Origin of the sequence: Burkholderia sp. Bp9140, from assembly GCF_003853425.1 — a bacterium.
In the GTDB taxonomy this organism is placed as follows: Bacteria; Pseudomonadota; Gammaproteobacteria; order Burkholderiales; family Burkholderiaceae; genus Burkholderia.
Genome location: NZ_QTPQ01000046.1, coordinates 26,071 through 49,376 on the forward strand (window position 1 = coordinate 26,071; position 23,306 = coordinate 49,376).

Here is a 23,306-nt window from a genome sequence, read left to right on the forward strand (position 1 = left end):
GCCGGGGCCGGAAAGTTGTTTATTCTTCGCTCGGCACGCGTCGAGGTGGCCGCCGCACGTGCCGACATCCATGACCTAACAGGCCGCACCGAGGCAACCGATCGCGTTGCACGGCTCGACGCGTTCCGTCGCGGCCGCACGCGGGCGCCGCGCGAAACCGGTATCGCGGCCGGCGCCGGCCGCGACGCGCGGCTGTGCCGACGCGGCCGGACGCGCCCCGCCGGTGCCGCCGAACTCGGCCACGGGCGACCACGCGGGACTCACCGGCAGCGGCGGCGGCGCCAGCGGCGCGAATTCGCCGTCCGCGTGCACGACCTTGCCGTCGACGATCGTCAGGACCGACGACAGGTGCTTGATGCGCGACTCGTCGATCGTGAAGTAATCGTCCGTCAGCACGGCGAAGTCCGCGTACCGGCCGGGTACCAGCGCGCCCTTGCGGTCGTCTTCGTTCGAGAACCACGCACTGCCGACCGTATAGCGGCGCAGCGCCTCCATGCGGCTCAGCCGGTTGCCTTCCGGATAAAGCACGGTGCCGCCGACCGTGCGCCCGGACACCATCCAGTACAGCGACACGAACGGGTTGTAGCTCGCGATGCGTGTCGCATCGGAGCCGGCGCCGACCGGCAGGCCGGCCGCCAGCATCGCGCGGATCGGCGGCGTGCGCGTGGCGGCTTGCGCGCCATAGCGCGCGATGAAGTACTCGCCCTGAAACGCCATCCGGTGCTGGACCGTCACGCCGCCGCCGAGCGCCGCGATGCGCGCGATGTTCGCATCCGAAATCGTCTCGCAATGATCGAAGAACCAGCGCAGGCCGTCGAACGGAACGTCGCGGTTCACGGCTTCGAGCACGTTCAGGAAGCGGTCGATCGATTCGTCGTACGTCGCGTGCAGCCTGAACGGCCAGCGGTGCCTGACCAGCAGCCGGACGACCGCGCTCAGTTCCGCCTCGAGCACGTCGGGCAGGTCCGGGCGCGGTTCGAGGAAATTGCCGAAATCGGCTGCGGCATACACCAGCAGTTCGCCGGCGCCGTTCATCCGCAGGAACGCGTCGCCGTCGCCGGGCTTCGCCAGCGTCATCCAGCGCGCGTAGTCGTCGACTTCGCGCCCCGCATGCTGCACGAACAGGCTGTACGCGATGCGCACCGTCATTTCCCCGCGCTCGGCAAGCGTCATGATCGCGGCGTAATCGTCCGGATAGGCCTGGCAATCGCCGCCGGCGTCGATCGCACTGGTCACGCCGAGGCGGTTCAGTTCGCGCATGAAGTGCCGCATCGAGTTCATCTGCGCGTCGAAGCCGAGCTTGGGGCCCTTCTCGAGCGCCGCATGCAGGACGGCCAGGTCCGGGCGCGCGATCAGCATGCCGGTGGGCCTGCCGGCACGATCGCGCTGGATCTCGCCGCCGGGCGGATCGGACGTGTCGCGGCCATAGCCGATCGCGCGCAGCGCGGCCGCGTTCAGCAGCGCGCTGTCGCCCAGGTGCATCACGAAGACCGGCGTGTCGGGCGCGATCGTGTTGAGTTCGGCCACCGTCGGCCCGCGCTTTTCCTCGAACTGGAATTCCGTCCAGCCGCCGACCACGCGCACCCACTGCGGCGCGGGCGTGCGCAGCACCTGGCGACGCAGCATGCAGAGCGCCTCGGCCAGCGTCGACACGCCGTCCCAGCGCAGCTCCAGGTTGAAATTCAGGCCGCCGCGGATCGCGTGCAAGTGCGAATCGTTCAGCCCCGGGATCACGGTGCGGCCGTTCAGGTCGATGTGAAGCGTGTCGTCGCGCGCATGGCGCATGACCTCGTGTCCGCTGCCGGCCGCGAGAATCCGTCCGTCCTTCACGGCGAGCGCGGTCACGAACGACTGCGTGTCGTCCTGCGTCGCGATCTTGCCGTTGTAGACGATGAGGTCCGCCGACTCCGCGGATTGCGTCGCCCTAAGCACCGTCAGCCTCCCCGCTCGCGCCGCAGGCCGGCATGCGGCCGCACGCGGCATGCCTGCGGTTTGACGTTACACGGACCATCCACCCTCCCTTGAATGTTGAACGACCGGACGGCCGGCCGCGGTGCGCGGGCGTATCCCGTGCGGTTCGCGCGCGCCGTCATGCCGCCGATTGCATCGTATCCGCCATCTCGTGCCGCGTGCGCGCATCGCCCGCCGGCTGCATCGTCTCCTGGCGGATGAAGCTCTGCACCCGCGCCAGGCGGCGCACGTCGAACGCGCGCGATTGCGGATCGACGGGCCCGGACAGGTTGGCCACCAGCGACGACGCCTGCCCGATATGCCCGCGCTCGATCAGATGATCGGCGAGATCGAGCGTGCCGCGCAGCGCCCACATGGCCGCGCCCTGCCCGTTCGCGGCCTGGATCGCCATCAGCAGATGCCGGTGCCCGTCCGCTTCGCACGCGATCGCGCGCTCCGCGTCGGCCGTGCGTGCCCGTTCGAGCATCACCCGCCCCCTGGCACGCAGCAGTTCCGGCACGAACAGATGCTCGCCTCGCGCGCGGCAGCACGCGAGCGTCGCGTCGAGCTTCGCGCGGGCCTCGTCAGCACGGCCCGTGCGCGTCAGCCCTTCCGCGTACGCGACCACCAGCGGCGCGAGCAGGCGCCGGAATCCGCTCGCCTCGATGCGTCGCAGCGCGGGCTCGAGCCGCGCCAATCCGGCGCCGGGATGGCCGGCCTGCATGTCGAACTGTCCCGCGAGACATTCCGCGTGGCTGAGCCAGATGTCGAACCCGTTCGCCTCGGCGGCCGATCGCAGCGCCGCGAGATAGTCGGAGGTCACGTCGTGATCGCCATACCGCAACGCGATCGGCACCGCCGCGGCGCCGAGCACGATGCACAACGCCAGCGCCGACCCGCTGCGGCGCGCGGCTTCGACCGCCTGCGCACCGAGCCGCATCGCATGCTCCTGATCGCCCTGCATCCAGACGAGCCGCGCGAGCATCGTCCGGCCGAGCGTCGCGACGTCGACGCCGAGCGCCGCTACCGCGCAAGGCGGTTCGCCGGCTTCGGCCAGCTCGGCCGTTGCCGCCTCCAGCCGCTCGCGCGCCTGCGCGTGCTCGCCGAAGTAATGCAGCGAAGTCGCGACCATCGCGTTCGCCAGCACCCGTTGCGATCGGTCGCCGCGCCGCTCGGCGGCCCGCTCGAAGCGCATCGCATAGCGCAGCGATTCGTGAATGTCGGCGTGCGTCAGCATCGTGTTCCACAGCCCGGCCAGCGCGCACGCGTCGAATGCGTCGTCGCCGACCCGCCCGGCGAGACCGAGCGTGCGCTCCCACATCGCCGCGACCGTGGGCGTATCGCCGTCCGTATGCAACAGCGCCGACGCGTAGGCGGCACGCAATCGCATCTCGGCCGCCGCATCGACGGCCCCGGGCGCGTCGGCGTCGATTGCCTCGAGCGCGCGCCTCGCCGGTATCGAACAGTCGCGCATGCGCGCCGGCTCCCGCAACGCGAGCGCCAATGCGTCGGCTTCCGGGACGCGCGGCTCGAGCGCCGCGGGCGCGGGCTCGGGCGCGCTGGCCAGGCGCGCGGCTTGCGCGCGCGCTTCCGCTTGCGCGTGTTCATGGCGCGCATGACGCTCGGCAATGCGTTCGAACTCGCCCTCGTCATGCAATTTCTCGAGTGCGTACGCGCGCGTCGATTCGGTCAGGCGGTAGCGCGCCTGCGCGCCGTTGAACTCGACGGTCACCAGCGACTTGGCGACCAGTTCGCCGAGCACCGCGGTCATGTCGGCGGCGGACATGCCGGGATCCATCGCGACTTCGCGGGCGGCATCGAACGTGAACGGGCCGACGAAGCACGCCATCCGGCGAAACAGCGAACGCGCGGCCGGATCCAGCAACACGTAGCTCCAGTCGAACGTCGCGCGCAGCGTCTGATGGCGCGGCAGCGCGAAGCGCAGCCCGCCTGTCAGCAGGTTCAGCCGGTCGTCGAGACGCGACGCGACGACCTCGAGCCCGAGCGTCGCCACGCGCGCGGCAGCCAGTTCGATGGCGAGCGGAAGCCCATCGAGCCGCCGGCAGATATCGCCGATCAGCCTGATGCCGGCCGCGTCGACCACGCAATCGGGCGTGGCCGCGCGCATGCGCGCCAGAAACAGCTCGACGGCCGCGTGACGCGCGATCTCGTCGACCGTTGCAGCGCCGTCGGGCACCGCCAGCGGACTCACGCGGAACACGGCTTCGATCGAGATATGAAGGGGTTCGCGACTCGTCACGAGCACCCGCAGCGGCGCGGCACGCGCCGTCAGCGACTCGACGAGGTCGGCCACCAGGTCGACGACGTGCTCCGCGTTGTCGAGCACGAGCAGGCTGCGCGAAACGGCGAATGCCTCGCCGATCCGGTCGACGGCCGGCACGCCGGCCGTCTCGAGCCCCAGTTCGGCGGCAATCGCGAGCAGCACGTCGTCGCGCGACGTGGCGCGCGCCAGTTCCACGAACAGCACGCGCTCGCCGGCCCCGCTGCGCAGCGCATGCGCAACCCGGTCGGCCAGGCTCGTCTTGCCGATGCCGCCCGCGCCGACGAGCGTGACGACCGGCACACGGTCGATCATGTCGACGATCTGCTCGATCTCGGCCCGGCGTCCGACGAACGGGGCCGGGTGTGCCGCCTCGGCGTCCGGTGCCGCGGCGGCCGGGCGCGGCGCCACCGCGTGCGCGACCGGCGGATTCGCGATCAGCAGGTACCCGCGGCCCGGGACGGTCTTGATCAGGTCGCGGCTCGCGCCAAGCGCCTTGCGCAACGTCGCGACATGCACCTGCAGCCGGTTTTCCTCGACGATCAGGCCGGGCCAGACGGCATCCATGATGTCGTCCTTCGACACGACGGAACCGTTGGCGCGATGCAGTACCTCAAGTATGTCGAGCGCGCGCGCGCCGATACGCAGCGATGCACCGTGACTGCGAATGTCGCGCTGCTCGAAATCCACCGATAAAGCCCCGATCCGGATCATGGCTGCCTCCAGGTTCCCCACGATGACCGCCCTGTGAACGCAGCAGATCACCAGACGGGAGTCCGCACCCGGCCTGCCCTTCAGGGCGGGTTCAAAGTCTCGAAAAAGTGGGCCGAGTGTAAACGCGGCATTGGCAAAAATCTTGAAGGAAAATGCGCTGATGCCCCGCGCCGGCGGCCACGGCCCGACAAGCGCAGCGCGAATGCGAATCGGGCGATATCATTCGGCATGGCGTGTTTGCGTGCCGGTCGGGCCCCGGCACCGCGCTCAGCGGTCCGCTGCAAGCATTTCGTCAAGCTGCGGACATTTGTTCAAGTTATCTTCGGCCTATCTGGCCCGCTTCAAGTACCGGACGCAAGGATGCTCGCCCGCCGCCCGACTCCGAAGGATTTTCCGACATGCCCAACCCCCTCGCCGCGCCACCGGCGGCACCGCCGAAAGACACGCTCGGATGCATCTCGAGCCTGCTGTCCAAGGATATTGAAAGGTCCGCGGGCGGCCTGACGCTCCACCGCAAATGCATGCGCGGCGAACAATTCGAGCGCATCGAGATGGCAGCCAGCGATCGCGGCTTCCTGGTCGGCGTGTCGCTGAATGGCGGTCACCGGCGAACGATCTACCGCGGGTCCGGCCAATTCGAGCGGTGGTTTCAGCACAATTCCATCTATGTTCGCGACTTTTCGCGGAATTTCCGCGCCGATCTGTACGGCAAGTTCGATTTCGTCCTCGTCGAGCTGTCGCATCGCTACCTGGACGACCTCGGCCGCGAGCACGACGGCATCGAAATCGGCGGCCTGAGCTGTGCGCCCGACGTGCAGGACGCGGTGCTGGGCCACCTCGCGCACGCGGTCGCCGACAGCCTCGACGGGCCCGGCGCGCTGAACGCGTTGTTCGTCGAGCAGACGGGGCTCGCGATCGGCACCCATCTGGCCCGCCGTTACGGCAATGCGCGCGCGCGCGACCTGCAGCGCAAGGGCGTCCTGTCGCCGGCCAAGGTCGCGCTCGCCAAGGAGTTGCTGATGGAGAAGGCGAACCTCGGCGTGTCGATCGAGGAAGTCGCGAACGAGTGCGATCTGTCGCGCGGCTATTTCATCCGTGCGTTCTCGCGGACGACCGGGCGCACACCGCATCAATGGCTGCTCGAACAGCGCGTGCTCCACGCCCGCCAGCTGATCGAGACGACCGACATGACGCTCGCGGAAATCGCGGTCGTCTGCGGCTTCGCGGACCAGAGCCACCTGAACCGCATCTTCGCGCGCATCGTCGGCCATCCGCCCGGCGCATGGCGGCGCGGCATGTCGCGTTGAACCGCCGCGCCGAAGGCCTGTTCACCCGCTATTGCAGCGGCGTCGCGTTGTAGTTGACCGGCACCCGGTCGTACCGTTCGCCGTCTTTTCGCCAGTGCCCGAGCCCGGGAAACGCGATGTGCGCGGCCCCAACCCGATACCGCCTGTCCGCCACGCGCTCGAAGGCGTCGCGCGCGCACATCAGTTGAAGCTCTTCATGTCCGATTCCGGTTTGCCTATCGACGTCATGCCGTGACGCCGCGCTTGCCCGTCAGGATCCGGAATAATCCTGAGCGACACATGAATCGTTCTGAAGGCGGCGCCCGGTGCGATCCATGCCGTCGGCCGGGAGATAGAATTCAAACGGCATGCAACGCATCGTTGCGACACGCACAAGACGACGACATGGACAAGTTCTCCGCGCTGCGCGCGTTCGTGGAAGTAGCGGAAGCCGGCGGCTTCTCCCGCGCGGGGCGGCGCCTCGATCTCGCGGCTTCGTCGGTGGTGCGTGCGGTGGACGCGCTCGAGGCGTCGCTCGGCACCGTGCTGCTGAACCGCACGACGCGACAGGTCACGCTATCCGATGCCGGCTCCGTCTACTACGCACGGGCGAAGCGGCTGCTGGAGGAACTCGCGGAGGCCGACGCACTCGTCGCCGATCGCGGTGACGAGCCGTCCGGACCACTGCGCGTGTCCGTGCCGGTCGCGTACGGGGTGCGTCGCATCGCACCGCACGTCGCCGCGTTCCTCGCGCGCTACCCGAAGCTCGACGTGGATCTGCAACTCACCGACGAACGCGTCGATCTCGTCGCCGGCCGGATCGACGTCGCGATCCGGCTCGGCGACGCGGCGCCGTCCGCGGAGGTCGTCGCGCGCCCGCTCGGCACGTTCCAGCGGTACGTCGTCGCGAGCCACGACTATCTCGATGCGCACGGCACGCCGTCGGCACCGGGCGAGCTGGTCGATCACGCGTGCCTGCGCTTTCATTTCGGCGGCGACCAGCAGGCCTGGTCGTTCGCCGATGCGCACGGCGCGACGAAGGTGCTCGTCGCCGGGCGATTCAAATCGAACCACAGCGAAGTGTTGCGCGAGGCCGCACTCGGCGGCGCCGGCATCGCGCTGCTGCCCGACTGGCTCGTCGGCGCCGACGTTCAGTCGGGCCGCTTGCGCAGGCTCTTCGAGCAGTACGACGTCACGCCCGATACGGCCCGCTCGGTCGTCACCGCGCTCTACCTGCCGAATCAGCGAGGCTCGACGCGCGTCACGGCGTTCATGGATTTCGTCGAAGCGCTGGCTCGCGCGCCGCACTGAATCGCACGGCGCGCCGCGTTACCAGCCGAACTTGGCTTCCATGCCGACGTAGTCGGCATTGCGCGCGCCGAGCGCGCGAATCGAGTCGGCAATCTGGAAGTGCACGGCCTCGACGGCCAGCGCCACGTTCGCATTCACGAGCCAGTCCACGCGCGCCTGCGCATACATGCCCGTCCACGCGCCGCCCTTGCCTGCCGTGCCGGGCACGACCGACATCCCCTGTCCGTAGATCGCGTCGGCCGTCGTCGCGCGCCACTGGAAACCGACCGCGGTCAGCACCGTCACGTTGCTGGCCGGCTTGAACGTCAGCGACGGCTTCACGTGAATCAGGTTGCTGTAGCCCGTGTAGCCGGCAAGCGTGAAGTAGTAGCCGTTCGGGAACAGCGGGTTGAAGGTGCCCATGCGCCCGTCGCCGGGATGCGTGTCGCCCGACGCGCCGTCGACCTGAATGCCGATGCGCGGCGTGCCCGGCGTCTGCGTGAACGTGTAGCCGCCCAGCGTGCCGAACGCCCATGCACCGATCGTGTCCGGTCCGATGTGCCCCGTCTGCAGCATCACCTCGGCGTCCCAGTCCAGCCGCCCCGACTTGCCCGCGTAGCGCATGTCGAATACGTCGCGCCGTTCGGTGCCGGCCCCGGCGAGATAGCGTGCGTTATCGCGCGTATAACGCGACCAGTAGGCCGACAGGTCGCCGGGCCCCGTGCCGGATCGCTCGACGCGCACGCCGTCGAATCTCAGGTGACGGTTCGACACGTCGTCGAACACCGCGTCGTTGCGATATTGCACCGGGCGCGTCACATAGCCGATCAGCCGCCATTTGCCGATTTCGTAATCGGCCCACAGTGCGTCGAATGCCTGACGCACGTTGGGCCCGTCGCGCACCGACACGAACCGCTGCAAGTCGAACGCCATCTCCTGCCGGCCGATGCGGGTCTTGAACGTGCCGCCGCCCAGCTGGTCGACATACGCGACGAACGCCTGCTCGATGTCGAGCCGGTTGCGATCGACCGTCCCGACCGTATCCTTGCCGAACGGCCGCGCATCCTCGAGCTGGAAAAACGCCTGGAAATGCCCGGCAACGCGCAGGTCCGCGTGCACGTTCGCGCGCTGGATCACGTAATTGTCGTCGTGCGCGGCGCCGAGCCCGAACAGCGGTGCGTTGTTCAGCTCGAAGCGCTCGCGCAGGTTCGCGCCGAGCGACAGGTACGTCGACGGGTCGCCGCCCAGCGGGATGTACTTTAGCGCGTCGAGCGGCTTGCGCGGCACGCACGGATTCGCCAGCACCGACCAGTCTTCCTGCCAGCGGTTGAACAGCACGGTGGGCCGCTTCGCGGTACACGCCGTGCCGTCGGCCGAGGCCGGCGCCGACGACGCGTCGGCGCCCGCCGCGGTACCGGCATACGTCGCGGCGCCCGCCGCCAGCATGGCGGCCGGCAGCATGCCCCGCCACGCGCGTTGCCTCGACCGGTGTCCCATCACTTCGACCGCGCGTGGATCTCGGCGACATAGCCGCCCGGGAACTGCACGAGCGCGGCGTCGCGGCCGTCCGACGTGAAGGTCGGCACGAGCACGGTCACGCCGGCCGCCTGCGCCTGCTTCAGCGTCGTGGCGAGATCGGACACTTCGTAGCCCGTCATCTCGCGGCCGAACGGGTAAGGCAGATGGCCGTCCGTCGCGAGCACGGTCATCTTGCCGAAGCCCGATTCGATGCGGATGCGGCGGTACGTATCGTTCGGCCGGCCAATCTCGACGCCCGGCGCGCGGCGCACGTCCGACACGACCTTGCCGCGCGAGAACGCGACGAAATCGTGCACCAGCTTGTTCGCGCTTTCCGGCGACACGTACACGCGGTTTTCCGGCACCGTCTGCAGCGCGTCGTAATGCGGCGCTTCGGTATGCCAGTACAGTTGCATGTTCACGCCGCCGGGCCAGCGGACGATCGCGTCGCGGCCGATCGGGTCCGGGAACGTGTCGACGATCACGTCGGCGCCATGCGCACGCGCCGATTTCACGGCGACGTCCATGTCGGTGACGAGATAGCCGGTGCGCTCGTCACAGAACGGATACGGAATCGGCGTCTTGAAGCCGAACACCGAAACCGTGCCGACCGGCGTGAGCACGAGCTGCGACATCGTCTGGCTCGGCGTCGGCGTGACCTGGAACACGCCCTGCTTCGACTTCTTGCCGCCGAACGTCGCGACGAAGCTGTCGGTAAAGCGGTCGAAATCTTCCGGGGCGACGCAGACGTGCGTCGTATCGTATTGCGGGCCGACCGCGACGGCCGGTACCCGCCCGGACGCGGAATCGACCAGGCGCGTCGTATCGGCATGGGCCGGCGCGCTCGCCAGCAATGCGCCGAACACGGCGGTCGTCAGCAATACCTGTCGCAACTTCGGGGCAATCATCGAGTTCTCCTTGAGCTTGCCGACTGGCGCGCGGCCCGTGCGGCGGTACGTCAGCAAGACTAGAGAAGATGAGCCTTAAAGTCATGGCGGCGTCCTGAATTATTCTGAATCCGGGGCGCGGGCGCGTCCGGCGCGGCCGGCGTGCCGCGCCCATCGGGGTCGCACGGTACGATTCGTGCCGGAGCGTGAAGGCGCCGGCAACCGATGAATCGCGACGCCGGCCGGCCACCGTGAGGCAGGCACGTGCGCACGACTTCATCGATGGCACGCGCCGTCACTCCGGAATCGGCAAACCCAGCCGCCAGCTCAGATTGCCGCGCGCGCGCGCCTCGCAGCGCGTGTAGAAGAAATCGGTCAGATAGATGCGCGGACGTTCGAGCAGCCCGCGCAGAATCTTCCGTTCATGACGGTCGTAATCCCGGTCGTCGAGATCCGGGCGCTCGGCCCGCAGGCGCCGGCCATCTTCGCGAAATCGGCTGCGGGAAGCGCCAAGCACCGCCAGGTCGATGTCGCACACGAAACGGGTATCCGGTTCTGCCGCCAAGCCCCGGTGGGTCGTCGCGAGAATCATCGCGCAGATCTGGTCGCATGCGCGGATTCGCCCGTCTGCCCGGTGCCGGAACCAGTCCGCGCTACGCTGCTCGTTGTCTTGCGCGCCCGGAACGAAGATCACGTCATGGAACCAGAGCGCGAGTTCGACCGCGTCCGGTTCGGCAATCGAGCCGCGCGCCAGGTCGAGATGACGCAAGCATCGCCGTACATGCGCGAGCGTGTGGTAATGGCGCGCCGGCTCCGTATAGCATCGCGCCAGCATGCGATAGACATCCTCGGCATGTGTCCCGCCGCTGCACGACCACAACGCGACGAACCGCGCCTGCGTCCGGTTCACGTTCGCTCCTTGGCCCGGGACGGCCATACCTGAGCGCCCCATGCCGACATTACCGCGATGCGCTCAGAGAAATTCCCTGCGAATGTCGATACTCGACCGCTGTCCGATGTTGCCGTAGTAATGCGCGAGCCATGCATCCGCCTCGCGTCGCCCGTGGTCATGCAGTTCGCTCAGAAATCCCCAGTCCGCGTTGTACTTGCTCGATACGCTCAACGCGCTCAGCGCGTCGTCGGCGCGAATGGAGTGGATCAGCATTTCCTTCATCTCGCCGCGCTGTATCGTGCCTTGCTGGATCAGGTCGGTGACGAACGCGATGGCGCGCATCTCGCGCATCAGCGACGAATTGAAACTGATCTCGCTGATGCGGTTGAGAATCTCCGAGGCCGTGATCGGGACACCGCGGCGCACGAGCGGATTGATGTGCACGATCACGACGTCGCGCGTCGCGCAGTTGTAGATGAGCGGATAGATGGCCGGATTCCCCATGTACCCGCCATCCCAGTAGAACTCGCCATCGATCGAGACCGCCTGGAACAGGGTCGGCACGCATGCCGATGCAAGGACCGCGTCGGCACTGACATCCTCGCCCGTGAAGAGGCGTATTTTCCCCGTCTCGACGTTGGTCGCGCACACATACAGCCGGATTGGACAGTGCTTGCGCAGCGCGTCGAAATCGACCTGGCTCTCGAGCACCTCGCGCAGCGGATTCAGGTTGTTCGGATTGAACTGATAGGGCGAGAAAACGCGCAGCATCATGTCGGCGAAGGCATAAAGCGGCGAATGATCGAGCCCGAAGCTGTGCGTGCCCTTCAGCCAGGGCATCCAGCGCAGCGGGTTGTAGCGCTCCGCCGATTGCGCGACCGCGTGCCAGAAGTCGTGCAGTGCCTGACGCGCACCGTCTTCGCCGCCCTTTTGCAGCCCGTAGGCGAGCACGGTGGCGTTCATCGCGCCGGCACTGGTGGCACTGACGCCTTCGATTTCGAGCCTGCCGTCTTCGAGCATCCGGTCGAGCACGCCCCAGGTGAAGGCGCCGTGCATTCCGCCGCCCTGCAACGCGAGCGCGATCGGTTTGCGCGGGCCATCGTTGCGGCGTCGTGTGTGCGTGGTTGCCATGCCCGTCTCCTCGGCGCTCCGCTGATGCGGAGCAGCGGCAGGTCATCGAACGCACGTCGTCGCGCGAACCGTCGCCGTGCGCCGTCGTTCCATTCATCCGGTGCGCGCGTCCAATGCATCCAGCAGCGCTTTCGCCTCTCGCAGGTCGCGCGTGTCGAAGCCTTCCGTGAAGCAGGCGACCACCTCGGACAGCGCTTGCCTTGCCTCCGCGGTCTTCCCCTGCCGTTGCAATAGCCGCGCAAGATCCGACGCTGCCCGCAACTCCAGTGCCCTGGCACCCTGCCGGCGCGCGCACGCGATCGCCCGGTGAAAACAGGCCGCGGCTTCGTCATCGCCTGCAGGCGCCGTGCCGTCCCGGCTCGCCTCTGCGGCCGAACAGATGCCCGCGAGCCGGCACAGCTCGGCCTCGTAGCAATGCTCACCGGATTGCTCGATGATCGCCGTGGCCTCTGCCAGCCTGTCTCGTGCCGCCCGCGTGTCACCCGCGCGCCGGTAACTGCCGGCGAGCAGCGCGAGCGAATACGGTCGCAAATCCTCGCCGCCCGCTGCCCGCTGGGCGTCGAGGCCCTGCCGCATCTGCGCGATGCCGTCCTGGATGTTGCCTTGCTCGCTCGTCGCCCAGCCGCGCAGAAGCGTCCCCCACGCGAGCCAGTAAGGCAGTCCGTGCTCGGTCGATACGGCAATGACCGCATCCGCGCGTTCGCCGGCCCGCATCGGCTCCCTGCGCAATTGATGCAGGTGGGCCGCGTAGGTAAGACTGAACGCGAGAGATGGCCCATACGCCAAGTCCTGGGCGAGCGCGAGCGCTTCCGCGCTGCGTTTGAGCGCTTGTTCCGGATATCCCTGAAACCACAAGGTCAATACGAGGTAATTGAGCGCCCGAATGCCAGGATCCACCCCGTGCGCGAAGACGTGCGCCTGATGCTGCTTCGGATCGTAGATCGCAAGCGCCTCTTCCAGGTTTGCGCGAGCGGCGCCGAAATCGCCCCCCAGAAACAGGCACGCGCCCAGTGCGCCATATGCCTCCACGAGCAAACCCGGGTCATTCGCATCCCGGGCCGTATCGAGCATCTGCTTGCTCAGATCGGTCGCGATTGCAATCTCGCCGCGCACCACATGGTGTATCCGCAATCCCAGCTGCGTCGCAAAGCGTTGCGATGCCTCACCCGTCCGCTCACACAATTCGAGCGCGCGCCGATAGGTCGCGCCCACCTCGGTCGAGCCATACCCGCGGACATCCATCAGGACCGGCCCGAGGGAAAGCAGCAGCGTCAGTTCCCAATGCGCTTTCATGGGTGTATCCGGCAAGCGCTTCAGCAGCGCAAGCGCCGCGCCGAGGTGATTCATCGCATCGGGATGGGCGGCATGGCGCAACGCCTGCTGCGCCGCGCGATGCAGGTATTCGACCGCCTTGGGAATGTTGCCGCTCTGACTGTAGTGGTGCGCCAGTTCGCTGCAGTAATCGGCGATGCGCGTCGGGAACAGCATCTCGATCGCCTGCGCGGTGCGCTCGTGCAGCGTGGTGCGCCGCTCCATGAGCAACGAACGCCCGGCCACTTCCTGGGTCAGCGCGTGTTTGAACGAATAATTGACCTCGGGAAAGGCAGGTCGCTCGTAGATGAACTCCGAGGCCTCCAGATGGGCGAGCAGGCGACGCAACTCGTCGTCCCGCGCCGGCGCCTCGCTGCAAATTCGCCGGATCAGGCTGAACGGGAACTCGTGGCCGATCACCGCGAGCGCCTGCAGCAGTTCCTTTTCGTCGATCGGAAGCCGGTCGATTCGAGCCGCCAGCACGCCCTGCACGGTCGTCGGAATGTGCAGCGTGGCCGGAGTCTCCACGATCCGGTAGCGCCCGGCATCGCCGAGCAGCGACTTCTCCTCGACGAGCGTCTGGACCACTTCCTCCATGAAGAACGGGTTGCCCTCCGTCTTCTCCAGAATCAGCTGCTTGAGGGGCGCGAGCGTGCGATCCTCGCCGAGCAGCGCGGTGAGCAGTCCTTGCGCATCGGAGGGCCCAAGCGGTTCGAGCCGGATTCTGCTGCAATGCGCCGCGCCGGCCCACGCAGGCTGATACTCCGGCCGGTAGTTCACCAGAAGCAGGATGCGTGCGTCCGGCACGTGGTCGATCAAGTAGGCGAGAAAGGCTTCCGTCTCACGGTCCAGCCATTGCAGATCCTCGAACAGCAAATGGACCGGCTGATTCCGGCTCTCTCGGACGAGAAGCTGCCTGATCGCGTCGAAGGTGCGGTCGCGCCGGATCTGCGGATCCATCTCGACGAGTACCGCCCCGCCTTCGCCGATTCCAAGCAGATAGAGGACGTACGGCACGAGATCCTCGAAACTGCGCTCGAGCGCGAGCGCCTTGCCGATGACCTTTTCCCGGCAGCGCCGCTCGTCGTCCTGCGCCGTGATCTGGAAATAGTTCTTCAGGAGTTCGATGAGCGGCAAATTGGGAAACGCCTTGCCGTGCGATACCGAAAACGTCTCCAGCACCAGTGCGCCACGCCGCGAACGCTCCTTGAACTCGTGGAACAGGCGAGACTTTCCGACGCCGGCCTCCCCCACGACACCGACCACGCGCCCGTGCCCGGACCTCATGGTCTCCAGGGCCCGGTTCAGGTGTTCCATTTCCGTTTCGCGGCCGACGAACCGCGCGAGACCGCGGTGCGCCGCCAGCTGCAGGCGCGTGCGCAACGCACCCAGGCCAAGCACCTCGTATACGCACAGCGGCGCGGGAATTCCCTTGAGTTGGGTCGCCCCCAGCGCCTTGAACTCGAAATAGCCTTCGGCCAGCTTGTGGGTGGACTCGCTGACGAGAATCGACGTCGGCGCGGCGATGCCCTCGATCCGCGACGCGATGTGGATCGTATGCCCGAGCGGATCGTATTCGGTGTGCAAGTCGTCGGTGCGGATCGAACGGACGACGACCTCGCCGGTATGAACGCCGACGCGAATCTGCAGCGGAATGCCTTCCTGCAGACGAATGCGGTCGCCGTGTTGCCGCATCGCCTGCTGCATGCGCAATGCAGCGAAGAGCGCGCGCTGCGCATGGTCTTCGTGGGCGATCGGTGCGCCGAACAGCGCGAGGATGCCGTCACCGAGCGATTTTGCGACGTACCCCTCGTAGTAATGGACCGCCTCCATCATCAGCTCGACCACGGGCACGATCAGGCGATGCGCCACTTCGGGATCGAGATCGTGGATCAACGCGGTCGAACCTGCCATGTCGGCAAACAGCGCGGTCACGGTCTTGCGCTCGCCGGCCGGCTCGCCGCGCGCTTCCATGGCCGCGTGTTCGGCACGGATCCGCTCGGCGAGATGATCGGGCGTGTAATGAATCGGGGTGGGCGACGGTGCCTGAGCCGACGGTCGGGAACTTGACGGCGCAGCGGCAGGTGCCGCGAGCAACGCCCCGCAGTTGCTGCAGAAGCGGGCCGCCGGCTCTGCGTCATGCCCGCAATGCGGACATGTGCGGGCCAGCACGGCCTGGCATTCCTGGCAGAACCTCGCACCGGGAGGATTCTCGGATCCGCATAGTGTGCAGCGCATAAAACCCTCTTCCCGCCAAGGGTCGACCTCGAAACATTATGCGCCACTCTCCGCGGGGAATCAGGCCGGCAAGCGAAGGAATCGCTGGTTCAACGGCAAACGATGCGGTACTCGGGGAAACCGCGGCGCGCGCCCGCGACCCACGGGGCGCACGGCACGACCGCGCCACGTTGTCCCCCTCCAACAAAGCCGAGGATTCAAATTGGCGGGCGATAAAGGGGCGTGATCTCCCGGCAACCGTACCAAGGGCCCGCAGTACGAGATCACGGGCACATCCGCGCGGCTGGCTCCCCCGCTACTCGACGTTGTCCGACACATCCGTCATCCGGATCATGTGCGGCTTGACACCGTCGTCGTCCGCCGCCGCCTCCTCCTTCGGATGGATCAGCGCTTCGAGCCGCGCCTTCGTCGCAATGAATTCGGGCGTGTTGACCTGCGAGACATCCCGCGGCCGCGCCACCGGCACCTCGATCAGTTCCTGCACGCCCCCCGGGTTCGCCTTCAGCACGAGAATCCGGTCCGCCAGGAAAATCGCCTCGTCGAGATCGTGCGTGATGAACAGGATCGTCACGTCGATATTGCGCCAGATGTCGAGCAGGTGTGCCTGCATCCGCGCACGCGTCTGCGCGTCGAGTGCGCCGAACGGCTCGTCCATCAGCAGGATGCGCGGACGGTTCGCGAGCGCGCGGGCGATCGCCACGCGCTGCTTCATGCCGCCCGACAACTGATGCGGATACGCGTCGGCGAAACGCATCAGCCCGACCAGATCGAGCCATTGCAGCGCCTCGCGCTCGGCTTCGCCGCTGCTGCTGCCGTTCATCCGCAGTCCGAACATCACGTTCTTCTTCACGGTGAGCCACGGAAACAGCGTATAGCCCTGGAACACCATCCCGCGATCGGCGCCCGGCCCCTGCACGGGCTTGCCGTCCAGCAGCACCTCGCCGCTCGTCTGCGCCTCGAGCCCCGCCAGGATGCGAATCAGCGTCGACTTGCCGCAGCCGGACGGTCCGATCACGCACACGAACTCGCGCCGGTGGGTACGGAAACTGATGTCGTCGAGCGCGACGCACTCGCCCTGCGGCGTCGCGAAACGCTTGCCGACATGGCGCACGTCGAGAATCACGTCGCGGGATTTCAGTCGCACGAAGCGCTCGCGCACCGCGTCGGATTGAATCAGGTAATCGGGAACGGCTTGCGGATTCTGCATGATGCCCTCTACGGAAATCGGTCGATGGACGCGCGTCAACGGGCGTCACGCTTTCAGCGTGCGATCCCACGGAAACAGCTTGCGGCCGAGCAGTCCGAGCGCGATGTCGGTGCCGAGGCCGATGATCCCGATCATCAGGATCGCCGCGTATACGTTGTCGAAATGCTGGTAGCGTGCCTGCTGGCTGATGTACCACGTGATGCCCGAGCTCGTGCCGACGAGTTCGGCGACGATCAGATAGGTCCATGCCCAGCCAAGCAGGATCCGCTGGTCGCGATACAGGTCCGGCAGCACGCCGGGAATCACGACGTGCGTAAGCAGCTTCAGCTTCTTCGTGCCGAGCGTCATCGCGGCCTCGAACAGCCCGTATTCGAGCTTGCGCGTCGTGTTCGCGATGATCAGCACCTGCTGGAACAGCGTGCCGATCACGATGATCGCGATCTTCGGCGCGTCGTAGATGCCGAGAATCGCGACCATCAGCGCGCCGAACGCCGGCGCCGGCAGGTAGCGGAAGAACTCCAGGAACGGCTCCTGCAGCCGCGCGAGCGCACTGAAGGTGCCGCAGACGATGCCGAGCGGCACGCCGATCACGGACGAGATCACGAAGCCCCAGAAGATGATCCGGATGCTGTGCCACAGGCTCTCGTGCAGCCACACGCCGTCGCGCGATGCGGGCGGCGTCGTGAACGCCGTGTGGAACGCGCGCAGCACCTGGTGCGGCGCGGGCAGGTACACCGGGTTCGCGCGCACGCCTTCGGGCACGGCCGCGTGCGTCGCACGCGCATGCGCGAGCTCGTCGTCGAACACGTCGCGGTCGATCTGCATGCCGGTCTGGAAATAGTCGACGCTCCCCGGATTCGTGATGCGCATTTGCGGATGCCAGACGAACGGCACATAGCTGATCAGGCACCAGACGGCGAACGGCAGCAGGAAGGACGTCAGGCCGAGCGTCCACTTGCCGCGCGCCGTCAGTTCGCGGCGCACGGCCAGCCATCCGGTCGTGTTGCGGGTCATTGACATGGGAATCTCCGTATCGTTTCGGGTGCCGGTCGCGCGGATGCCGGGGCAACGCGCGACCGGGTGTTCATTGCAATGCGCCGCGGGCGGCCTGTGCGCGGTAAGCCCGCCAGCCGCCGAAGCGCGTGATGTCCTGCGCATCGGCGAGCGCCGCGCCTTCACACAGGAAACCCTGCACCCGCGAGCCGTCCGCGAGCGTCAGCGTGCCGATGCCGAGCGGCGCCGCAATCCCGGCGACGAAGCTGCCGTAGGTATCGACCGGCATCTCCCAGATCTCGACCGCGATCGGCGCGCCGCCGTCCGGCACGCGCACGAGGCCCGGCTTGGCGACGCCGCCGCATGCCGCCGCGGACAGCGCGTAGAGGCGATAGGCGGCCGCGGTCGTCGTCGCGACGACGAAACGCGCGCCCCGCTGCGTGAGCTGCCCGTTCAACGGCTCGCCACGCAGATGCGCGCCGACGACGGCCACGCGCACGACGCCGGACGACACGCCGGGCGACGCATCGGGCGACACACCGGGCGCAGGTGCGGCCGGTGCAGGTGACCCGGCGTCACCCGCAGCCGCATCGCCCGCGGCGACGGTGCCGTCGGCCCACGCCTGTGCGAGATCCAGCAGCCGCGCATCGTCGTGCGCGCGGCCGACGAACGTGATCCCGAACGGCAAGCCCGCATGCCGCCCGGTTTCGCATAGGCCGGCAGGCACCGCGATCGCCGACAGGTCGAGCAGGTTGACGAAATTCGTGTAGTAGCCGAAGCGTGAGTTGACGCCGATCGGGTCGGCTTCGAGCGCGTCGACGGTCGCCGTCGTCGCCGAGGTCGGCATCACGAGCGCATCGAGCCCGCCCCATGCGCGGTCCGCCTCGACGCGCAGCGTCGCGAGCCGGTCGAATGCCGCGAACGCGTCGACCGCGCTGAAGCGCGACGCACCGCCGACGATCTCGCGGATCACCGGATGCAGCGCATCGGGTTCCCGCGCGGCGAATGCGCCGATCGCGGCGAGCCGCTCGGCCACCCACGGGCCTTCGTACAGCAGCCGCGCGGCGGCCAGGAGCGGACTGAAATCGATCTCGACGACCCGCGCGCCGGTCGCGCGCAGGCGTTCGAGCGCCGCGCTCCATGCCGCGCGATACGATTCGTCGCCGAAGAATTCGAGCTGATCGGCACGCGGCGCGCCGAACCGCAACTGCCCGAGCGGCCGCACCGGATGCGCGCGCAGGCCGTCCGCGCCCGGCAGCGGCTGCCATGCGCGCCCGTACGGGTCGCCTTCGGTCACGCCATGCGCGACGTCGAACACCGCCCGTGCATCCGCCGGCGAGTGCGCGAACACCGACACGCAATCGAGCGACCGGCAGGCCGGCACCACGCCGAGCGTGCTCAGCACGCCCCGCGTCGGCTTGAGCCCGACGAGCCCGTGGAACGCGGCCGGCACGCGCCCGGAACCGGCCGTGTCGGTGCCGAGCGAGAACGTTGCAACGCCGAGCGCGACCGCCACCGCCGACCCGGAACTCGACCCGCCCGACGCATAGCGCGGATCGAGCGCATTGCGGCACGCGCCGTAAGGCGAGCGCTGTCCCGAGAGCCCGGTCGCGAACTGGTCGAGATTGGTCTTGCCGACGGGAATCGCGCCGGCCGCGATCAGCCGCTCGACGACAGGCGCGCTGCGCGCCGGCGTATACGTATAGGCCGGGCAGGCCGCCGTCGTCGGGATGCCGGCGAGGTCGATGTTGTCCTTGATCGCGAACGGCACGCCGTAGAGCGGCAACGACGCGATGTCGCGCCCGGCGAGCGCGTCGGCATACCGCGTCATCTCCGTGCGCGTCAGTGGCCGGATCCACGCATGATGCGGGTCGCCCGCGTCGACATGCGCGGCGATCGCGTCGACGAGCGCATGCGGCGTCAGGTCGCCCGCTTCATAGCGCGCGCGCAGCGCGGCAAGCGAGCGCAGCCCGGGCAGGATCGAGCGTTCCGTCGTGCTCATGCGACCTCCTCGGCAGCGCCGGCCTTCATCACCATCAGCCGCTGGCCGGCCACCACCGCCGCGCCCTGCGCGCAATCGATCATCTCGATCGTGCCGTGTTCCATTGCCGTCACAGCCACCTCCATCTTCATCGACTCGACGATCGCGACGACCTGCCCCTCGGTCACGCGCTCGCCGGCTTCGACCAGCACCTTCCACACGCTGCCCGACACGTCCGCGGCAATCGCCCGCCGCGTGTCGTCGAGCGCACCCGCTGCCGGTGCCGCCGGCGCGTCGCCCTGCTCCGCTTCACCGACGTATTCCGCCTGCCCGGCCACCCGCCATCGCTCGCGCTCGGCTTCGAACGCGGTTTGCTGCGCGGCCTTGAACGTCGCGATCGAATCCGCCTCGTCGCGCAGGAAACGGTTGTATGCACCCAGATCGAACACGGATTCCTCGATCTTCAGCGCAGCACGGCCCGCGATGAAATCCGCGCGCAGCGCGGTCAGCTCGGCCTCGCTGACTTCGTAAAAACGGATCTCGTCGAAGAAGCGCAGCAGCCAGGGTTTGCCGGCCTCGAATTCGCGCGAGGTGCGGTGGCGGTTCCACATCTGCACGGTACGGCCGACGAACTGGTAGCCGCCGGGCCCTTCCATCCCGTACACGCACAGATACGCGCCGCCGATGCCGACCGCGTTCTCCGGCGTCCAGGTGCGCGCGGGGTTGTACTTCGTCGTCACGAGCCGATGCCGCGGATCGATCGGCGTCGCGACCGGCGCACCGAGGTAGACGTCGCCGAGCCCCATCACCAGATAGCGCGCGTCGAACACGATGCGCTTGACGTCGTCGATGCTCGCCAGGCCGTTGATGCGCCGGATGAACTCGATATTGCTCGGGCACCACGGCGCGTCGGGCCGCACCGACTGCATGTAGCGCTCGATCGCGATGCGCGTCGACGGGTCGTCCCACGACAGCGGCAGATGCACGATGCGGTTCTGCACGCGCATGTCGGCCACGTCGGGCAGTTCGCGCTCGGCGGCCTGCAGATGCGCGAGCAGCGCGGCAAGCGGCAACGTCCGCGCGTCGAACTGCACCTGCAGGGAGCGAATCCCCGGCGTCAGGTCGAGCATGCCGGGCAGCCGGTGCGCGTCAAGCCAGCACATCAGCGCGTGCACGCGAAAGCGCAGGTTGAGGTCGAGCACGAGCGGCCCGTATTCGACCAGCACGTTGCGATCGCCCGAGCGCCGGTAGACCACGCCGAAGCCGCCGCCGGCCGACGGGTCGCGATCCAGTACGCAATCGTCCGGCGCGCCGGCGGGTGCCGCAGGCACGACCGCGGCGGCATGCGCGGGCGACACGCGGGCGCGCACGAACTGCACGGTATCGCCCGGGCGCAACTGCCCGAGCTTCCACCACTCGTCGCGCACGACCGTCACCGGACAGACGAAACCGCCGAGGCTCGGACCGTCGGGGCCCAGGATCACCGGCATGTCGCCGGTGAAATCGACCGCACCGATCGCATACGCGTTGTCGTGGATGTTCGACGGATGCAGGCCTGCCTCGCCGCCGTCCACGCGCGCCCATTGCGGCTTCGGGCCGATCAGCCGCACGCCGGTGCGGCTGGAGTTGTAATGGACTGTCCACTGCGTGCCGTAGAGCATCGCGATGTCGTCGGGCGTGAAGAAATCCGGCGCGCCGTGCGGACCGTCGAGCACGCCGAGCGTCCACGCATGCGTCAGCGCGGGGATGTCGGCCGCGGCCAGCGTCGTGCCCGCGTCGCCACGCCCCGCGTCCGCGTGCAGATGCAGCACGTCGCCCTTGCGCAGCGCGCGCCCCGCGTGGCCGCCGAACTGGCCGAGCGTGAAGGTCGCCTTGCTGCCGAGATAGTCGGGCACCTGCAGCCCGCCTTTCACGGCCAGGCATGCGCGCACACCCGCGCCCGTCACGCCGCCGAGCTTCAGCACCGTGCCCGGCCGTGCGCGCAGCACCTGCCAGAACGGCGCGGGCGCGCCGTCGAGCGTGGCCGCGAGCGGCGCGCCGCCGAGCACGAACAGCGTCGCCGTGTTGAAGCGCAGCGTCGCGCCGACCATCGTGAATTCCAGCCCGGCCGCGTCGCGCGCGTTGCCGAGCAGCGCGTTCGCGAGGTCGAACGCGCGATCGTCCATCGGCCCGGACGGCGGCACGCCGACGCTCCAGTAGCCGACGCGCCCGGGGGCCTGCTGCACGGTGGTCTGCACGCCGCCGTCGAGCACGTCGATCGTGTCCGGCGCGAACGCGAAGCGCGACAGGAATGCCGTCGTCGGCGCGCCGCGCGCGAACGTATCCGAGCCGACCACGGCACGCAGGTAGTCGAGGTTGGTCTCGATCCCGTACAGTTCGGTATGCGCCAGCGCGGCCTGCAATGCGGCCAGCGCGTCGCGCCGCGTATCGCCGCGCACGATCAGCTTCGCGAGCAACGGATCGTAATGCGCGCTGATCTCGGTGCCCGCATCGATCCAGCCGTCGACACGCACGTGGTCCGGAAACGCGACGTGCGTGAGCAAGCCCGCGCTCGGCAGGAACTGCTTGTGCGGATCCTCCGCATAGAGCCGCACCTGGATGCTCGCGCCGCGCGGCGCAACGGCGAGCGTGTCGAGCGGCGGCAGGTCGCCTTCCGCCTGCAGGATCATCCATTCCACGAGATCGACACCCGTCACCGCTTCGGTCACGCAATGTTCGACCTGCAGGCGCGTATTCACCTCGAGGAAATAGAACCGCCGCGCGTGCGTGTCGAACACGAATTCGACCGTGCCGGCCGACGCGTAGCCGACCGCGCGGGCGAGCCGCACCGCGCTCGCGTGCAGCGCGTCGCGCTCGGCGCCGCTCAGGTCCGGCGCGGGCGTCTCCTCGATCACCTTCTGGTTGCGGCGCTGCACGGAGCAGTCGCGTTCGCCGAGCGCGATCGCACCGCCCCGGCCGTCGCCGAAGATCTGCACTTCGATGTGCCGCGCGTGTTCGACGAACTTCTCGAGATAGACGCCCGCATGCGCGAAGTTCGCGTTGCCGAGCCGCACGACGGATTCGAAGGCCGCCTCGAGCTGCGCGGCATCGCGGCACAGCGACATGCCGATCCCGCCGCCGCCGGCGGTGCTTTTCAGCATCACCGGATAACCGATTGCGCCGGCTTCGGCAAGCGCCATCGCCACGTCGTCGAGCAGGCCCGTGCCCGGCAGCAGCGCGACGCCCTGCGCGGCGGCGAGCGCGCGCGCGGTGTGCTTGAGGCCGAACGCGCGCATGTGATCGCCGCGCGGCCCGATGAAACGCAGTCCCGCCGCTTCGCATGCATCGGCGAAACCGGCATGCTCGGACAGGAAACCGTAGCCGGGATGCACGGCCTGCGCGCCGGTCTCGCGCGCGGCGGCGAGGATCGCCGCGACGTTCAGGTAGCTGTCGGCCGCCGGCGCGGGCCCGACACGCACGGCTTCGTCGGCGAGCGCCACGTGACGCGCGTCGCGATCGGCATCCGAATGGATCGCGACCGACGCGATGCCGAGCCGCTTCAGCGTGCGGATCACGCGGCACGCGATTTCGCCGCGGTTCGCGACGAGGACCTTGGCGAATCTCATGTTGCCTCCCGCCGGGCCGCCC

At 68.3% G+C, this 23,306-nt stretch carries 13 protein-coding genes and 1 pseudogene; 2 read left to right on the forward strand and 12 right to left on the reverse strand.

Annotated elements, in window-relative coordinates; all coding sequences use genetic code 11:
* Window positions 1–75 precede the first annotated feature (75 nt).
* Both DIE21_RS30815 and DIE21_RS30820 read right to left on the reverse strand, forming a co-directional pair.
* Window positions 76–1,932, reverse strand: a complete 1,857-nt coding sequence (locus tag DIE21_RS30815) for an amidohydrolase (RefSeq protein WP_124501218.1) — start codon at window positions 1,930–1,932, stop codon at window positions 76–78.
* Between the two features lie 157 nt (window positions 1,933–2,089).
* Window positions 2,090–4,945 carry a winged helix-turn-helix domain-containing protein gene (locus tag DIE21_RS30820; protein WP_124501219.1) on the reverse strand — a complete coding sequence of 952 codons (2,856 nt, stop codon included), beginning with the start codon at window positions 4,943–4,945 and terminating at the stop codon, window positions 2,090–2,092.
* Between the two features lie 398 nt (window positions 4,946–5,343).
* Between DIE21_RS30820 and DIE21_RS30825 the strand changes: the two genes are divergently transcribed.
* Window positions 5,344–6,252, forward strand: coding sequence for an AraC family transcriptional regulator (locus DIE21_RS30825; protein ID WP_124501220.1), 909 nt, complete (start codon window positions 5,344–5,346; stop codon window positions 6,250–6,252).
* Between the two features lie 28 nt (window positions 6,253–6,280).
* Here the strand turns inward: DIE21_RS30825 and DIE21_RS37985 are convergent.
* A pseudogene (locus tag DIE21_RS37985) lies at window positions 6,281–6,424 on the reverse strand (MBL fold metallo-hydrolase); the annotation flags it as partial.
* Between the two features lie 212 nt (window positions 6,425–6,636).
* On the opposite strand from DIE21_RS37985, the gene DIE21_RS30835 reads away from it, so the two are divergent.
* A complete protein-coding gene (locus tag DIE21_RS30835; RefSeq protein ID WP_124501221.1) occupies window positions 6,637–7,542 on the forward strand; it encodes a LysR family transcriptional regulator in 906 nt (301 codons plus the stop codon).
* 18 nt (window positions 7,543–7,560) lie between these two features.
* Here the strand turns inward: DIE21_RS30835 and DIE21_RS30840 are convergent, their stop codons facing one another.
* The 9 genes from DIE21_RS30840 to uca all read right to left on the reverse strand — a co-directional run bounded on the left by DIE21_RS30840 (window position 7,561) and on the right by uca (window position 23,284).
* Window positions 7,561–9,018, reverse strand: coding sequence for an alginate export family protein (locus tag DIE21_RS30840; protein WP_124501222.1), 1,458 nt, complete (start codon window positions 9,016–9,018; stop codon window positions 7,561–7,563).
* A complete protein-coding gene (locus tag DIE21_RS30845; RefSeq protein ID WP_124501223.1) occupies window positions 9,018–9,947 on the reverse strand; it encodes a glyoxalase in 930 nt (309 codons plus the stop codon). The genes DIE21_RS30840 and DIE21_RS30845 overlap by 1 nt, the downstream gene beginning before the upstream one ends.
* Before the next feature lie 274 nt (window positions 9,948–10,221).
* Window positions 10,222–10,761, reverse strand: coding sequence for a hypothetical protein (locus DIE21_RS30850; protein WP_185640727.1), 540 nt, complete (start codon window positions 10,759–10,761; stop codon window positions 10,222–10,224).
* Window positions 10,762–10,899: 138 nt separating this feature from the next.
* Window positions 10,900–11,949: a patatin-like phospholipase family protein gene (locus DIE21_RS30855; RefSeq protein WP_124501225.1), complete on the reverse strand. Its 1,050-nt coding sequence runs from the start codon at window positions 11,947–11,949 to the stop codon at window positions 10,900–10,902.
* A gap of 93 nt (window positions 11,950–12,042) precedes the next feature.
* Window positions 12,043–15,498: an adenylate/guanylate cyclase domain-containing protein gene (locus DIE21_RS30860; protein WP_124501226.1), complete on the reverse strand. Its 3,456-nt coding sequence runs from the start codon at window positions 15,496–15,498 to the stop codon at window positions 12,043–12,045.
* A gap of 295 nt (window positions 15,499–15,793) precedes the next feature.
* Complete coding sequence (locus tag DIE21_RS30865) at window positions 15,794–16,705, reverse strand: ABC transporter ATP-binding protein (protein ID WP_124501227.1); 912 nt, start codon at window positions 16,703–16,705, stop codon at window positions 15,794–15,796.
* 45 nt (window positions 16,706–16,750) lie between these two features.
* Window positions 16,751–17,725, reverse strand: a complete 975-nt coding sequence (locus tag DIE21_RS30870) for an ABC transporter permease (RefSeq protein ID WP_124501228.1) — start codon at window positions 17,723–17,725, stop codon at window positions 16,751–16,753.
* Between the two features lie 64 nt (window positions 17,726–17,789).
* The gene (atzF, locus tag DIE21_RS30875; protein WP_124501229.1) at window positions 17,790–19,700 is read right to left on the reverse strand and encodes an allophanate hydrolase; all 1,911 of its coding nucleotides are present in this window, start codon (window positions 19,698–19,700) and stop codon (window positions 17,790–17,792) included.
* Complete coding sequence (gene uca, locus DIE21_RS30880) at window positions 19,697–23,284, reverse strand: urea carboxylase (protein ID WP_124501230.1); 3,588 nt, start codon at window positions 23,282–23,284, stop codon at window positions 19,697–19,699. Before uca ends, atzF begins: the two co-directional genes overlap by 4 nt.
* Window positions 23,285–23,306 lie beyond the last annotated feature (22 nt).